A 15,948-nucleotide genomic window follows, 5' to 3' on the forward strand; every position below is an offset into this window, starting at 1 on the left:
GGCGAGGGTCGGGCCCGCCCCCTCGCCCGCCGCGCCGCGCGGCCCGCCGTTCGCCCTCCGACGCGAGCACGGCTCCGGAGGGCCGGATCACTATTCCAGGTCGCCCCCACGCGGACAACCCGACTTCCTCACAAGTTCGGCCGAGCCCGTCGAACACTTGAGGCCTCGGGGCGGATCCGGCCGGGCGACCCCGGTCGATTCGGCGTGATCGTCGCCCCCCCCGACTCGGCCCGAGCACCTCGGCCCACGCGTCCCGATCGAACCCACGACCGCCCCCGCGTCGATCGGTCACCTCGGCGGCATCGCCCCCCGAGCGCCGACCTCGCCCCGACGATCGGCCCGATCGGCGCCCGGGAGGAGGTGGCCCCGCTCGTCGCCGACCCGATCGCCGAGACCGATGATCGGCGCGGGAACGCGGCGTGTCCGAGACCCTCGATCCGCAGGCCGCCGCCCCCCGGCCGGCGGCCGGGCGTCCAACCGGCCTGGGAGCGACCCGTCCCAATCGCTAAACTGACAGGGCGGGCGTCCGATAGGGACGCCGGCCCCGCCCTTCGTGCCGCGACCGCCACGGACCGCCCCCCCATGCCCGGCCCCCCGCTGTTCGACTTCGGACCCGACCCCGACGACGAGACCGAGGCGGCCGTCGGCCTGCCCCCCGGCCCGCCGATGCTCGCCGTCTCGGAGCTGACGGCGTTGATCAAGGAGGTCGTCGAGACCGGCTTCGCCGACGTCGGCGTCTTCGGGGAAATCTCCAACCTCTCCCGGCCCCGCTCCGGCCACGTCTACTTCGACATCAAGGACGAGGGGGCCCGCATCCGGGCCATCCTCTGGCGGGGGCAGGCCGCCCGGGTCCCCTTCGAGCTGGAGAACGGCCTGGCGGTCCGGGCCTGGGGCGGCCTCGACGTGTACCCGCCCCAGGGTGCCTATCAGCTCATCGTCCGCAAGGTCGAGCCCGAGGGGATCGGCCCGCTCGAACTGGCGTTCCGCCAGCTCTGCGACCGCCTCCGCGCCGAGGGGTTGTTCGACCCGGGCCGCAAGCGGCCGCTGCCGCCGTTCCCTTCCCGGATTGTCGTCGTCAGCAGCCCGACCGGCGCCGCCGTCCGGGACATCCTCACGATCACCGCCCGGCGTTGGCCCGCCGCCGAGATCCTGATCGCCCCGGCGAAGGCCCAGGGCCAGGGCGCGGCCGGGGAGGTCGCCGCCGCCATCGAGCTGGCCAACCGGGTCGAGGGGGTCGACCTCGTCCTCGTCGCCCGGGGGGGCGGCAGCCTGGAGGACCTCTGGGCCTTCAATGAAGAGGTGGTGGCGCGGGCGATCGTCGCCTCCCGGGTGCCGGTCGTCTCCGGGGTCGGCCACGAGACCGATCTGACCATCGCCGACCTCGCCGCCGACGCCCGGGGGCCCACCCCCAGCGGCGCCGCCGAGCTCGCCGTGCCCGACGCCCGGGAGATCCTCGCCCGGCTCGACGCCGACGCCTCCCGGATGGGCCGGGCCCTGACCACCCGGGCCGCCGACGCCAGGGCCCGGGTCGAGTCCCTCGCCGACCGCGCCGACCTCGCCGTCTCCCGATTGCTCGACCGCCGCCGCGACCGCCTCGCCGCGATCGCCGCGCAGCTCGACGCGCTCAGCCCCCTGGCCGTCCTCTCCCGCGGCTACAGCCTCACCCAGCGGGCCGACGACTCCCGGATCGTCCGGGCCCGCGAAGATGCCCGGCCCGGCACCCTGATCCGCACCCGGCTCGCGACCGGGTCGGTCCTCAGCCGGGTCGAGCCCGATGCCGAGTCCCTCCCCGAGCCGCCCACCCCCGCCGAGCCGGCCGATCCCCCCCGCCCCTCCCGGCTCGACCGCCGCCCCGCCCCCGGGGCCGCCGCCCCGGGCCCGACCGATCGCCCCCGCAAGCCGCGTGCCCCCTCCGGCGGCGCCGGCCCGTCCCGGACCGACCCCGAGCGGAGCTGACACGCCATGCCCCCGACCGAGCCCCCATCGACCCCCGACGACCCCCGGACCTTCGAGGCCGCCCTCGGCCAGCTCGAGACGATCGTCGCCGAGCTGGAGCGCGGCTCCCTGGACCTCGACGCCTCCCTCTCCCGCTACGAGCGCGGCGTCCGCCTCCTGTCGAGGTGCCGCTCCACCCTGCGGGACGCCGAGCGCCGGGTCGCGCTGCTCACCGGCTCCTCCCCCGACGGCTCCCCGATCACCACCCCCTTCGACGCCCCCACCGCGGCCTCGCCGGACGAGCCCGACGACGATTGAACCGCCGAGCCCCGCCCCGACGCCGCCCATCCTCGGCCGCCCCGTCCGGCCGGATCCGGCATCCCCCAACCACCCGCCGCCATGCGTCTCCGCCGCATCGACCTGAAGCTCGTCCGCCTGCCGCTGGTCCGCCCCTTCCGGACAAGCTCCAGCGTGAAGGACCACCTCGCACACATCGTCGTCCGCGTGGAGTCCGACGACGGCCTCGTCGGCTGGGGGGAATGCGCCAGCCCGTCCGACCCCTACTACTGCCCCGAGACGACCGAGACGTGCTGGCACCTCCTGCGCGACTTCCTCGGCCCGCTCGTGCTGGGCCGGGAGTGGGAGGCCATCGACGACCTGACCGCCTTCTATCGGTTGGTCAAGGGGAACAACTTCGCCAAGGCCGGTCTGGAGATGGCCTGCTGTGACCTGTTGGCGAGGGCCGAGGGCGTCCCGCTCGCCGCCTTCCTCGGCGGCGTCCGGCCCCGGATCGCCTCGGGCGTGAGCCTCGGCATCGAAGACGACACGGCCGCCCTCCTGGACACGATCGAGCGCCACCTCTCCTCGGGATATAAACGCATCAAGCTGAAGATCGGCCCCGGCCGGGACGTCGAGGTCGTCCGGGAGGTCCGCCGGGCCTACCCCGACATCCTGCTCCAGGTCGACGCGAATTCGGCCTACACGCTCAACGACATCGACCTGCTCCGCGCGCTCGACGAGTTCGACCTCCTGCTCATCGAGCAGCCCCTGGCCCACGACGACATCATCGACCATGCCCGCCTCCAGGCCGCGTTGCGGACGCCGGTCTGCCTCGACGAGTCGATCCACTCCGAGGCCGACGCCCGCAAGGCCCTGGAGCTGGACGCCTGCCGGGTCATCAACATCAAGGTCAGCCGGGTCGGAGGCCTGATGGAGGCCCGACGCATCCACGACCTCTGCTTCACCCGGGGCGTCCCGGTCTGGTGCGGGGGCATGCACGAGTTCGGCATCGGCCGCGCCGCCAACGTCGCCGTGTGCAGCCTCCCCGGCTTCGTCTTCCCCGGCGACGTCTCCGGCTCCGACAAGTACTACCTCCAGGACCTCGTCGATCCCCCCGTCCTCGCCCACGACGGGTACGTCACCGTCCCCACCGGCCCCGGCCTCGGCCACGAGCCGATCGAGGATCGCATCGTCTCCAACACCCGACGCGAGGTGACCCTGGAGGCGGGCGTGGCCTGAGCGGCCGATCGGCCGACCGCGGTCCCGATCCCCTCCCGATTCGCTCCCCTCCACCTCCTGGGATTAGCACGCGAGAATCGGACCCCTCCCCATGCCCACCCCCGACCTCCTCCCCCACCTCACCTCACGCCTCGACGACACCGTCGCCCTGCTCCGCTCCCTCGTCGAGCACGAGTCCCCCAGCAATAACAAGCCCGCCCTCGACGCGCTGGCCGACCGCCTCTCCGGCCTCCTCACCGCCGCAGGGGCGACGACCATCGAGCGCATCCCCAACCCCGGCGGCGGCGACCACCTCCGCGCCCGGTTCCCCTTCGGCCATGCCACAGGCCCCGACGCCCCGAAGCCCGCCCTGCTGCTCTCCCACTTCGACACCGTCTGGCCGATCGGCACCCTCGCCTCGATGCCCTTCCGCATCGAGGACGGCCGCATCCACGGGCCCGGCACCTTTGATATGAAAGGCGGCCTCACGCTGCTGCTCGTCGCCCTCGCCGCCCTCCGGGACCTCGGCCTCACGCCCCCCCGGCCGGTCGAGTTCCTGCTGACCTCCGACGAGGAGGTCGGCAGCCCCACCTCCCGCCCGATCATCGAGGCCTCCGCCCGATCGGCGGCCTACGCCCTCGTCCCCGAGCCCCCCCTGCCCGGCGGCGCGTTGAAGACGGGGCGGAAGGGGGTCGGCCGCTACACCCTCAAGGTGACCGGCGTCCCCGCCCACGCCGGGATCGAGCCGGAGAAGGGCCGCAGCGCCCTGCTGGAGCTGGCCCATCAGGTCATCGCCATCCATGCCCTTGCCGATCCGTCGCTGGGCACGACCCTGACCGTCGGCCGGGCCGAGGGGGGAGGCGCCGTCAACGTCGTCCCCGCCTCGGCCGCCGCCGAGATCGACCTCCGGGTCACCTCCGCCGCGGAGGCCGATCGGGTCGACCGGGCCCTCCACTCCCTCTCCCCCGCCCTCGACGGCACCCGCCTCGCCCTCTCCGGCGGCCTGAATCGCCCGCCGATGGAACGCACCCCCGCCATCGCCTCCCTGTTCGGCCGCGCGAGGGCCGCCGCCGAGCCCCTCGGCCACTCCCTCTCCGAGGGCACCACCGGCGGCGGCTCCGACGCCAACTTCACCGCCGCGATCGGCCTCCCCACTCTCGACGGCCTCGGTCCCCTCGGCGCCGGCGCCCACGCCGAGCACGAGCACGTCGAGGCCGAGTCATTACCGATCCGGGCGGCCCTGATCGCCACGCTGCTCCTCAAGCTTTGATCGATTGGCTTTGTCCTCTTGTCGAGCGCGGCTGTACGAGGCCGATGAAATCCATCCGCATGACCACCCGTCGCTGGATGATCGCCATCGCGATCCTCTCCCCAATCTTCGCCGTCTCGGCGGCGCTCTACCGGGCCGGCCAATCCCTGGACAGGTTTTACGGCCCGGGAGGCTTGCTCGAAACGCAACGCCGGCTCTCGCTCGTGTACGAAGCTGCCTCCGAGGCTTCGGAGCGGGGTGAGTACGCGAAAGCCGAGGCCGAATACCGCACGGCCCTCAAGCTCCACGAACGGCTCGAGTCCCTTCAAGGCGGATTGTCTTTTTTGAACAGCACGCCGAGCCTCATCGGCCTTGCCGACTCGCTCGCCGGACAAGGCCGCCTCACCGAAGCGGAGTCGCTCTACCGAACCGCCTTGTCCGTCGAAGAAGATGACGGTGCTGGAGTAAGCCTCGTGCTCGTCGAGGCGCTCGAACGCTACTCCGCGTTCCTGAGGCGATCGGGGAGGGCGGAGGAGGCGATAGAGCTGGAAGATCGGGCCATCGACCTCCTCGATCGCCACGCGGCATCGCTGCGGAAGGATGGCCACGACCCAACAGCGACCGAGGCCCGCGCCGAGGCGATCCGGGCCCGAAGGCCCGGGGCATCGTCCGATCCCTGACTCCTCGCACAACACCCGTCGGACACCGCACTCACCGCTCAGAGAGTGATCCACTCCCAGGGCCGGGCGTCGACGAATCGAGACAGGTGCCCGACGTTCGAGGTGGCGACCGTCACCACGTCCCCCGGCCCGGCGGCCCTGATCACCACGCTCCTCCTCACTCTTTAGAATTGGACTTCGGTCCGATGCGGGGCTATCGTCGGGATTCGTCAGACGTGGATTCGCCCATGCGACCGGGAGCCCGGCCGCTCCCGCCCCCCAATCGAGGCCAGGACCATGACCCTGATTCGCATTGTGGCGGCGTTGGCGCTGTTCGTGGCCTGCGGGATCGCGTCGGCTCGTCAAATCGAAGTTTCCGAGGATGAGAAGACTTTCCTCATCCCGTATGCCCGACTGTCGCAGGACGTGCGCACCCTCCTCGAGGAAGGGAAGGTCGAGGAGGCCCATCTGCGGGTCGAGGAGGAACTCCGGGAGATCGAGGCGGCCCGGGAGGCCGACCCGGACGACCGGCTGCCGGCGATTCGCCTGGCCTGGACGCTCCCGGAGCAGATGGAGTTGACGCTCAAGACTCGGGGGCTCCAGGATGCCTCCGAGGCCTGCGAGACGATCCTGACCCGGCAACAGGAACTCGTCGACGCGTTCCCGGGCGAGCTCTATGTGATCAATCGCCTCCTGGTCGGCTACGACATCGCGATTCGTCACCACCTCGAAGACGACCCCGACCGGGCCGAGCGGTTCTTCCCCGCCTACCGGGCCGCCCTCGACTCGACCCCGACCGACGACCCCGAATGGAAGGAGATGGTCGAGCACTCTGCGCGATCCTACGAGTCCTGGAGGAACAAACTGGCCCGGGTCCGGCATCATCGCTCCCTGATCGGCCAGCCCGCCCCGGCGCTGCCTTTGGCCGGCGACTGGGTCAACGGGAATCCCCTCACCGAGGCCGACCTCGACGGTAAGGTCATCCTGCTCGACTTCTGGGCCGTCTACTGCGTCCCCTGCATCGAAGCCTTCCCCAAATTGACTCGCTGGCAGGAGCAGTACGCCGACCGCGGCCTGGTCGTCGTCGGGGTGACCGGTTGCTTCGACTACAAATGGGATGATGCGTTCGAGCAGGCGGTCCAGGTCGAGGGCCTGTCCCGGGAGGACGACCTCCGGACGCTCGAGCAGTTCGCCTCCCATCACAGGCTGAACTACCGGATCCTCGCCGAGGGTGAGGACTATCCCCTCCACCAGCAGTACAAGATCGGCTCCATCCCCAGCACCGTCCTCATCGACCGCGAGGGGAAGATCCGGCTCATCGAGGTCGGTTCCGGCGAGGACTCCCTCCGGACCATCGAAGCCAAGATTATCGAGCTGATCGGGGTTCCCCGATCATGACCCAGGGGACCGGCCAGCTGCCCGCCCGGCCCTGAGTCGAGGAAGACCAGCCGCATCAGGGAAACCGCCTCCGGTAGGACATCCGGTCCTCGTCGATGAGCTTCATGAGGAGGTCGAGCGTCTGACGTTGCTCCTCATCCCCCTCGCCGTCGACGGCGTCGAGGGCCCGGATCGCCTCCTCGGCCCGCTGTCGGACCTCGTCCTCGGTCATCGGGATCGCCCGGCCATGCTCGTCGACCGAGCGGCGGGGCGGGGAGGCGTTGGGCGGCTGCATGGCGGTCCCCCTCGGGTTTTGCGGCAACGATCGATTGTACGAGACCACCGGAGAGCCGCCAATCGACGTCGGGCCATGCGTCGGCGTCATCGGCCCCCCGGCTGCGGTTGCAATCGGGGGCGTCCCTCGGCGATCATCCGGGGACCATACCGGAGCCCCTCGCCATGACCGAGCCCGCCCTCGACGACCTGACCATCCGACGCGCCGAGTCCCCGGCCGACTACCTCGCCTGCCAGGACGCCCAGCGGAGGGCCTGGAACCTGAGCGATGAGTCCTATGTCGTGCCGGTCGCCACCCTGGTCGGGGCGAACCTGCACGGGGGGCTCGTCCTGGGGGCATTCCGGCCGGACGGCTCGGCGGCGGGGCTGTCGTTCGCGTTCCTGGGGCGCATCGGGGTGAAGCTCGGGTTCTATTCGCAACTGACGGGGGTCGTCCCGGAGTACCAGGGGAGGGGCCTCGGCCGTCGGCTGAAGCTGGAGCAGTTCGCCGTCGCCGAGGCCGAGGGCCTGGCCTGCGTCGCCTGGTCGTTCGACCCGCTCCAGTCCGGCAACGCCCGGTTCAACCTCGAGACGCTGGGGGCCACCGCCTCGCACTACGTCGCCGACATGTACGGGCCCCGGACCGACGCCCTCAACGCCGGGATCCCCACCGATCGGCTCGTCGCCGTCTGGGAGCCGGGCCCCTCCCGACGACCCCCGCTCCCCGACGACCCCTTCGCCTCGCTCCCCCTGCTCATCGACCCCGACGGCCCCGGGGCCCGTCCCGTCGGCCCCTCGGAGCCGGTCGCCCTGCTGGAAATCCCCCCCGAGCTGGCCGCGCTCCGGGCCGTCGACCTCGATCGGGCCAACCGCTGGAGGGTCGCGGTGCGGTCCGCCTTCTCCTCCGCCTTCGAGGCCGGATATCGGGCCGTGGGCGTGGTCCGAGGGGGCGGCACGACGCCCGCCCGGGTCGCCTACGTGCTCCACCGATCGCCCTGAGCCGGAATCGGGCGGTCGGCGATCTCCGCGCCTCCCCGGCGACGGGGCGGGCCCTCCCCCGAACTCCGGGCCGATCGGCCCGTTGATCCCGGGCGCCGGCGGGTGGACAATCGGGCCGCGATCGCCAACAATAAACCCTGGGCCGCCGAGACGGCCGACCCGACCGGGGACGCCTCCGCACGTGCCGAGCCCGATCCGGCCGACCGGCGGGCGGGACGCCCCCACCTCGCCCCAAGACCCTCCGCCATGAGCAGCCCGAGCACCGACGTCGACCTCGCCGCGTTCCTGGCGGACGCCCGGCGGCGGGTGGACGCCGCGTTGGACCGCTACGTCCCCGGCGACGACGACCCGGGTGCCGACTGCCCCCCCCGGCTGGCCCAGGCCATGCGCCACAGCCTGCTCGGCGGCGGCAAGCGCCTCCGCCCCATCCTCGCCCTGATGGCGGCCGAGGCCGTCGGCGCCGAGCCCGACGTCGCCCTGCCCGCCGCCTGTGCCCTGGAGATGGTGCACACGTATTCGCTGATCCACGACGACCTGCCCGCGATGGACGACGACGACCTCCGCCGTGGCCGCCCCACCTGCCACCGCGCCTTCGACGAGGCCACGGCCATCCTCGCCGGGGACGCCCTGCAGGCGCTCGCCTTCGAGGTCATCGCCCGGGACCTCTCCCCCGCCGAGGCCGCCGCGCGGTGCTGCCTGGAGCTGGCCGTCGCCTCCGGTCCGATCGGCATGGTCGGCGGCCAGATGGCCGACCTCCAGGCCGAGCACCGCACCGACGCCACCGCGCCGGCCCTGGAGGCCATCCACCGCCGCAAGACCGGCGCGTTGCTCCGCGCCGGCCTCCGCATGGGGGCCATCGCCGCCGGGGCCGCCGAGGCCGAGCTCGACGCTTTGGACCGCTACGGCCGGGGCGTCGGCCTCGCCTTCCAGATCGTCGACGACCTGCTCGACGTGCAAGGGGACGAGACGAAGCTGGGCAAGCGGGTCGGCAAGGACTCCGGCCTCGGCAAGTGGACCTACCCCGGACTGCTCGGCGTCGACGGCAGCCGCCGGCGCGCCCGACAGGTGGCCGAGGACGCCGTCTCGGCATTGGAGCCGCTCGGCGACCGCGCCGCCCGACTGAGGGCCCTGGCCCTGGACCTGCTGGAAAGGGACCGTTGACGATGACCACGCCGCAGTCGCAGCCGATCCTCCCCCGCATCCAGTCGCCGAGCGACCTGCACGCGCTGTCGGAGGCGGACCTCGGGCGCCTGGCCGCCGAGATGCGCGAGGAGCTCATCGGCGTCGTCGGCCGACGCTCCGCCCACTTCGCCAGCAACCTCGGCGTGGTCGAACTGTGCCTCGCGCTGCACCTGGCCTTCGACTTCGCGAAGGACCGCCTGATCTGGGACACCGGGCACCAGATCTACCCCCACAAGCTCATCACCGGCCGGGCCGACCGGATCCACACGATCCGGACCAAGGACGGCCTGATGGGCTACCCCAACCCCGCCGAGAGCCCCTACGACCTGTTCATGACCGGACACGCCGGCGCCGCCCCCTCCACCGCGATGGGCCTGCACGCCGGCGACATCGTCATGGGCCGCCCCGAGCGCTACAGCGTCGCCGTCATCGGCGACGGCGCCTTCCCCTCCGGCGTCGTCTACGAGGCCCTCAACAACGCCGGCGACCAGGCCCACGGCAGGCGTTACATCATCATCCTCAACGACAACAAGATGTCGATCTGCCCCCGGGTCGGCGGCATCGCCTACTACCTCGACAAGGCCCGGATGGCCCCCGAGTACAAGCGGGCCAACACGCTCGTCCGCAAGGTCCTGCCCAGCATCCCGCTGGTCGGCGACCAGGCCGACCGCCTCCTCCAGCAGTTCAAGGACGCGGTGAAGGCCAGCGTCCACGGCGGCATGATCTTCGAGGAACTCGGCTTCACCTACCTCGGCCCCATCGACGGCCACGACCTGAAGACCCTCAACACCTACCTGGAGAAGGTCAAGGCCATGGACGGCCCCATCCTGCTCCACGTCCTCACCGACAAGGGCCGCGGCTTCGAGCCCGCCGAGCGCGACCCCGTCTCCTTCCACGCCCCCGCCCCCTTCCAGCGCTGCGAGGAGGGGATCATCCCCCTGAAGACCTCGTCGACGAGGGCGTACACCAACGCCGTCTCCGAGGCCCTCTACGAGGCGCTCCGGCGCGACCCCAAGGTCGCCGTCCTCACCGCCGCCATGTGCGAGGGGAACAAGCTCCAGAAGATCCGCGACGCCTTCCCCGAACGCTTCTTCGACGTCGGCATCTGCGAGGCCCACGCCGTCACCTTCGCCGCCGGCATGGCCAAGGCCGGCGCCCGCCCGGTGGTCGACATCTACAGCACCTTCCTCCAGCGCGGCTACGACCACATCTTCCAGGAGGTCGCCCTGCAGGACCTCCCCGTCCTCTTCTGCCTCGACCGCGCCGGCCTGGTCGGCTCCGACGGCCCCACCCACCACGGCTCCTACGACCTGGCCTACATGCGGCCCTTCCCCAACATGGTCGTCATGGCCCCCGGCGACGCCAAGGACGTCGCCCCCATGGTCGACTGGGCCCTGCAGCACGACCACCCCGTCGCCCTCCGCTACCCCAAGGCCAACCTCGAAGAGGTCCAGCGCGACCCCCAACCCATCGAACTCGGCCAGGCCGAGGTCCTCGAATGGGAGACCGACGGCATGCTCGTCGCCCTGGGCGCGCAGGTCCCCGACTGCCTCCGGGCCGCCGAGCGCCTCCGGGCCGACCACGGCCTCCGGGTCGGCGTCATCAACGCCCGGTTCGCCAAGCCGCTGGACACCGCCACCATCTTCAAGGCCCTGGACGAGTGCGGCTTCGTGCTCACCATCGAGGAAGGGGCGCTGATGGGGGGCTTCGGCTCCGCCGTGCTGGAGGCCGCCAACGACGCCGGCCGCTCCACCTCCCACGTCCGACGCCTCGGCCTGCCCGACCGCTTCGTCCTGCATGCCGAGCGCGACGAGCAGCTCGCCGAGGTCGGCCTCGACGTCGACGGCATCGTCGCCCGGGCCCTCGAACTCGCCCAGCAGCTCGGCATCACCGGGGAGCTCGGCACCTCTTCCGCCGCCACCCGATCCGTCGGCTGAGGCCCGCCGGCTGATTTCCGGATTTTGAGTGACTCCCGCACCCCTCCCCCTCGATAGTATCACCGGGCACCGCCGATGCCGCCGGCCGTCCGGAATGAGAGAACCACCGAGGGGACGGGCAGCGAGCGTCAGCGAATCGCTCCGACCGCCCGCCATCACCTGGCCCGGCCCGGAGTCGCCACCCCATGTCTCCGCCCACCGCCGACCGCAACCTGCTCTTCGGCATCCTCTCGCTGCAGATAGACTTCATCACGCGAGACGCCCTGATCGCCGCCCTCAACGCCTGGGTCCTCGAGAAGCACCGGCCCCTCGGCGAGATCCTCGTCGCCCGCGGCGACCTCTCCGAGGCCCGCCGCACCCTGCTCGAGCTTCTCGTCGACGAGCACGTCCGCCAGCACGGCGGCGATCCCCGGCGGTGCCTCGCCACCCTCGTCTCGGCCGACTCGACCCGCACCGTCCTGCTCGGGATCGACGACCTCGACGTCCGGGACAGCCTCGGCCACCTCGACGTCGATCGGCCCCCGGACGGCCCCGCCCGCGCCACCGACGCGACCGGGAGCATCCCGACCGCCCCCGACCCCGACCCCAACGCGACGGTGACGTACGTCGTGGGGCCGGATGGCCCCTCCCCCCGCTACCGCGTCCTCCGCCTCCACGCCCAGGGGGGCATCGGCTCGGTCTCCGTCGCCCTCGACTCCGAGCTGAACCGCCAGGTCGCCCTGAAGCAGATCCAGGAGCCGTACGCCGACCACCCCGAGAGCCGCTCGCGCTTCGTCCTCGAGGCCGAGATCACCGGAGGCCTGGAGCACCCGGGCATCGTGCCGGTCTATTCGCTCGGCCACGACCCGAACGGCCGCCCCTTCTACGCCATGCGCTTCGTCGAGGGGGACAGCCTCAAGCACGCCATCGCCCGCTTCCACGCCAATGCCGACCGGCACGATCCCGGCCGGCGCATCCTCGAATTCCGCCAGCTCCTCCGCCGCTTCCTCGACATCTGCCAGGCGATCGCCTACGCCCACAGCCGCGGGGTGCTCCACCGCGACATGAAGCCCGGCAACGTCATGGTCGGCCGCTTCGGCGAGACCCTCGTCGTCGACTGGGGACTGGCCAAGGTCGTCGGCACTCCCGAGGGCTCGGACGAGGCGACCCTGCGGCCCCCCTCCTCCGTCGGCGTCGGCCAGACGGTCGCCGGTAAGGCCGTCGGCACCCCCTCCTACATGAGCCCCGAGCAGGCCGACGGCCGGCTCGACCTGCTCGGCCCGGCCAGCGACGTCTACAGCCTCGGCGCCACCCTCTACGCCCTGCTCACCGGCCGCCCCCCCGTCGAGGACCTCGACACCCCCTCGATCCTCGAGCGCGTCCGCCGCGGCGACTTCCCCCCTCCCCGCCTCGTCAACCCCGACGTCCCCCCCGCGCTGGACGCCCTCTGCCTCAAGGCGATGGCCCTCACCCCGACCGACCGCTACCCCTCCCCGCTCGCCCTGGCCGCCGACCTCGAGGCCTGGCTGGCTGACGAGCCCGTCTCCTGCTACCGCGAGCCGCCGCCCGTCCGCGCCCGCCGCTGGGCCCGTCGCCACCAGGGGCTCGTCTCCGCCGCCGCCGCCGCCTTCGTCATCGGCTTCGCCGCCCTCGCCGCCCTGGCCGTCGTCATCACCTCCTCCAATCGCCGCCTCGACGCCGCCAATTTCCTGCTGGCCACCGCAAACACCGAACTCGCCGACGCGAACACCCGCATCCTCGACCAGAACACACAGCTCCAGGCCACCAACGCCGCCCTCGACCGCTCTCGGGCCGAGGCCCTGAGGGAACGCGACCAGTCCCGGGTCGTCACCGAGTTCCTCATCACCAGCTTCCGAAGCCCCGACCCTGGACGCGACGGCCGCACCATCACCATCGTCGAAATCCTCACACGCTCCCTCGACGACCTCCGCGACCGCGACGCCCTCGCCCCGCCCACCCGGGCCGCGATCCTGAACGCGATCGGCCAGTCCTACCGCGGCCTCGGCCTCACGCGAGAGGCGGTCGACGTGCTCGAGGAGGCACGGGCCCTCTCCGCCGAACACCTCGGCCCCGACCACCCGGACACCCTCCGATCGCAGAACGAGCTCGGCATGGCCTACTGGGACGTCGGCCGGAGGGACGAGGCCATCGCGATGCACGAAGCGACGCTCCGTGCCTGGCGGTCGACGCTCGGCGACGACCACCCCGAGACGATCACCACGCGCGGCAACCTTGCCGGCGCCTATGCGGACTCCAGCAGGCATGCCGAGGCGGTCCCGCTCGCCGAGGCGAACCTCCGCGCGGCGAGGTCGGCATACGGCCCCGACCACCCGGACACCCTGACCTCCCAGAATACCCTCGCATTTGCCTATCAAAATGCGGGCCGGCTCGACGAGGCGGCCCCGCTGCTCGAGGCCAACCTGGAGGCCGTGCGCCTCGCTCATGGCGACGACCACCCCGTCACCCTCACCGCCCGGAGCAACCTCGCCGAGGCATACCGGGAGTCAGGCCGCTGGGACGAGGCGATCCCATTGTTGCAGGCGACCCTCCCGGCGATGCGGGCCGCGCTCGGCGACGACCACCCCGACACCCTGCGAACGCAGAGCAACCTCGCCACCGCCTTCCTGTCCGCGCACCGCTGGGATGAGGCGATCCCGCTGCTCGAGGCGACCCTCCCGGCGATGCGGTCGAAGCACGGCGACGACCACCCCGTCACCCTCACCGCCCGGAGCAACCTCGCCGGCGCCTATCAGCAAACGGGTCGCTGGGACGAGGCGATCCCGCTGCTCGAGGCGACCCTCCAGGCGATGCGGGCCGCGCTCGGCGACGACCACTTCAACACGATGGCCGCCCGGAACAACCTCGCCACCGCCTACGCGTCCTCCGGCCGCTCGGCCGAGGCGCTCCCGCACTTCGAGGCGACCCATCGTGCCTTGCAGTCGATATTCGGCGACGATCACCCTACCACGATGACCGCCTTGAACAACCTCGCCGTCACCTACCAGAAAACCGACCGCCTGGACGACGCAATCGCGCTCCACGAACGCAACCTGCACGCGGCGCGATCGAAATTCGGCGACGATCACGCGCATACGCTGACCTCGCTGAATAACCTTGCCGGCGCCTACATGGACGCAGCCCGCTGGGACGAGGCGATCCCGTTCGCCGAGGCGAACCTCCGCGCGGCGAGATCGACGCGCGGCGACGACCACCCCGATACCCTCCGGGCCAAGAATAATCTCGCCGAGGCCTACCGCGGCGCGGGCCGCCGGGACGAGGCGATCCCGCTGCTCGACCAGGCCCTCGACGGGTTGCAAACCCAATTCGGGGCGCAGCATCCCTGGACGACCCGGACACGGGGCAACCTCATCCTGGCCCTCGAAGAGGCGGGCCGCCACAGCGACGCCGAGCCGCTCCATCGCGACCAGCTCGACGCGGACGGGCGTCGGGAGCCTGCGGATGAGCCCGCATACGCCGATGCGCTCGCGATGCTCGGCCTGAACCTCCTCATCCAGCGGGAGCACGCCGAGGCCGGACCGGTCCTCCGCGAGTGCCTGGAGCTCCGCGATCGGCTCGATCCCGGTGCCTGGACGACCGCCAATACCCGGTCGATGCTTGGCGAGGCTCTGACCAACCTCGGGCAGTTCGACGAGGCCGAGCCCCTCCTGCTGGACGGCCGGCGGGACCTGGAGGATCAAGCCGACGCGATCCCGGACCAGGTCCGCGAGTCGCGCCGCCGCGAGTCCATCGAACGGCTCGTCCGGCTCTACGAGTCCTGGGGTAAGCCCGAGCCGGCGGCGCGGTGGCGGCGGGAGGTCGCGGCGTTGCGAGCCGAGCCGGGGCTGCCGGACGACGTGTTCGCCGGCTCGGAGGCGGGCCGATAGAATGGGCCGGGAGGCGACATCCGACGGCATCTGGCCGCGAGGAGCATCGATCATGGCCACCGCATCGAAGACGAACGTCGGTGATCCCGAGGCCCCGACCCGGCGGGTCCTCCCGCTGGAGAACGGCGATCGGCTGACCCGCGCCGAGTTCGAGCGCCGCTACGAGGCGATGCCCCAGGTGAAGAAGGCCGAACTCGTCGAAGGAGTCGTCTACATGGGCTCTCCCGTCCGCCTCCGGAAGCACGGCCTGCCCCATTCCGACCTGATGACCTGGCTGGGCGTCTATCGGGCATCAACCCCCGGCATCCTCATCGGCGACAATGCGACCGTCCGGCTCGACCTGGACAATGAGCCTCAGCCCGATGCATTCCTGATGATCGACCCGGCCAAGGGCGGTCAGGCGCGGATCTCCGAGGACGACTACGTCGAGGGGGCCCCCGAACTCGTCGTCGAGATCGCCTCGAGCAGCGTCAGCCTCGACCTGAACGCCAAGCTCCACGTCTACCGCCGTAGCAACGTCCGCGAATACGTCACCTGGCGGGTCCTGGACCGGGCGATCGACTGGCGGGTGCTCCGCGAGGGCGAGTACCAGCCGACGACTACCGATGAACGGGGCCGATACCGCAGCGAGGTCTTCCCCGGCCTCCGGCTCGACCCCGCCGCCATGCTCCGAGGGGATCTGGCCGCCGTGCTCGACGCCCTCCGGGACGGCCTGGCCAGCCCCGAGCACGCCGCGTTCGTCGACCGGCTCCGGGGCTGATCCGGCCCGCCCTCCCATTTCGAGTGACTGCCGACCGCCCTTTCCACGATAATTTGGTCGAGGGGGCTCGTCGCCTCATGCGCCCATCGTCCGTCCCCGCCGACGCTCGGACGGTCCGTCGTCGCTCCTTGGCAACCCGATCAGCCAGTCCCAAGGGAACTCGGCCGACCCCGACGGGCCAGAATCGGCTCCCCAG

At 71.8% G+C, this 15,948-nt stretch carries 12 protein-coding genes; 11 read left to right on the forward strand and 1 reads right to left on the reverse strand.

Features of this window, described 5'->3' with window-relative positions:
* Window positions 1-582: 582 nt before the first annotated feature.
* The 6 genes from xseA (at window position 583) to ElP_RS32530 (ending at window position 6,738) form a co-directional block, all read left to right on the forward strand.
* Window positions 583-1,956 (forward strand): exodeoxyribonuclease VII large subunit, encoded by a 1,374-nt coding sequence (gene xseA, locus ElP_RS32505; RefSeq protein ID WP_145277405.1) that lies wholly within the window; start codon window positions 583-585, stop codon window positions 1,954-1,956.
* A 6-nt stretch (window positions 1,957-1,962) separates the two neighbouring features.
* Window positions 1,963-2,253: an exodeoxyribonuclease VII small subunit gene (gene xseB, locus ElP_RS32510; RefSeq protein ID WP_145277407.1), complete on the forward strand. Its 291-nt coding sequence runs from the start codon at window positions 1,963-1,965 to the stop codon at window positions 2,251-2,253.
* A gap of 81 nt (window positions 2,254-2,334) precedes the next feature.
* Window positions 2,335-3,453 (forward strand): o-succinylbenzoate synthase, encoded by a 1,119-nt coding sequence (menC, locus tag ElP_RS32515; RefSeq protein ID WP_145277409.1) that lies wholly within the window; start codon window positions 2,335-2,337, stop codon window positions 3,451-3,453.
* A 91-nt stretch (window positions 3,454-3,544) separates the two neighbouring features.
* Window positions 3,545-4,702: a M20 family metallopeptidase gene (locus ElP_RS32520; protein WP_145277411.1), complete on the forward strand. Its 1,158-nt coding sequence runs from the start codon at window positions 3,545-3,547 to the stop codon at window positions 4,700-4,702.
* 44 nt (window positions 4,703-4,746) lie between these two features.
* A complete protein-coding gene (locus ElP_RS32525) occupies window positions 4,747-5,361 on the forward strand; it encodes a tetratricopeptide repeat protein (RefSeq protein ID WP_145277413.1) in 615 nt (204 codons plus the stop codon).
* 276 nt (window positions 5,362-5,637) lie between these two features.
* Complete coding sequence (locus ElP_RS32530; RefSeq protein WP_145277415.1) at window positions 5,638-6,738, forward strand: TlpA family protein disulfide reductase; 1,101 nt, start codon at window positions 5,638-5,640, stop codon at window positions 6,736-6,738.
* Between the two features lie 55 nt (window positions 6,739-6,793).
* Here the strand turns inward: ElP_RS32530 and ElP_RS32535 are convergent, their stop codons facing one another.
* On the reverse strand, window positions 6,794-7,012 hold the full coding sequence (locus tag ElP_RS32535) for a hypothetical protein (RefSeq protein WP_145277417.1): 219 nt from the start codon (window positions 7,010-7,012) through the stop codon (window positions 6,794-6,796).
* 164 nt (window positions 7,013-7,176) lie between these two features.
* Here ElP_RS32535 and ElP_RS32540 point away from each other — a divergent pair, with 164 nt between their 5' ends.
* From ElP_RS32540 to ElP_RS32560, 5 genes are all read left to right on the forward strand, one after another.
* Window positions 7,177-7,989: a hypothetical protein gene (locus tag ElP_RS32540; protein WP_145277419.1), complete on the forward strand. Its 813-nt coding sequence runs from the start codon at window positions 7,177-7,179 to the stop codon at window positions 7,987-7,989.
* A gap of 246 nt (window positions 7,990-8,235) precedes the next feature.
* A complete protein-coding gene (locus ElP_RS32545; RefSeq protein ID WP_145277421.1) occupies window positions 8,236-9,150 on the forward strand; it encodes a polyprenyl synthetase family protein in 915 nt (304 codons plus the stop codon).
* A gap of 2 nt (window positions 9,151-9,152) precedes the next feature.
* Window positions 9,153-11,108 carry a 1-deoxy-D-xylulose-5-phosphate synthase gene (gene dxs, locus ElP_RS32550; protein ID WP_145277422.1) on the forward strand — a complete coding sequence of 652 codons (1,956 nt, stop codon included), beginning with the start codon at window positions 9,153-9,155 and terminating at the stop codon, window positions 11,106-11,108.
* Between the two features lie 185 nt (window positions 11,109-11,293).
* The gene (locus ElP_RS32555) at window positions 11,294-14,992 is read left to right on the forward strand and encodes a serine/threonine-protein kinase (RefSeq protein WP_145277424.1); all 3,699 of its coding nucleotides are present in this window, start codon (window positions 11,294-11,296) and stop codon (window positions 14,990-14,992) included.
* Between the two features lie 52 nt (window positions 14,993-15,044).
* Window positions 15,045-15,752 carry a Uma2 family endonuclease gene (locus ElP_RS32560; RefSeq protein ID WP_145277426.1) on the forward strand — a complete coding sequence of 236 codons (708 nt, stop codon included), beginning with the start codon at window positions 15,045-15,047 and terminating at the stop codon, window positions 15,750-15,752.
* The last annotated feature ends 196 nt before the right edge of the window (window positions 15,753-15,948 follow it).

Origin of the sequence: Tautonia plasticadhaerens (assembly GCF_007752535.1) — a bacterium.
Classification (GTDB): domain Bacteria; phylum Planctomycetota; class Planctomycetia; order Isosphaerales; family Isosphaeraceae; genus Tautonia; species Tautonia plasticadhaerens.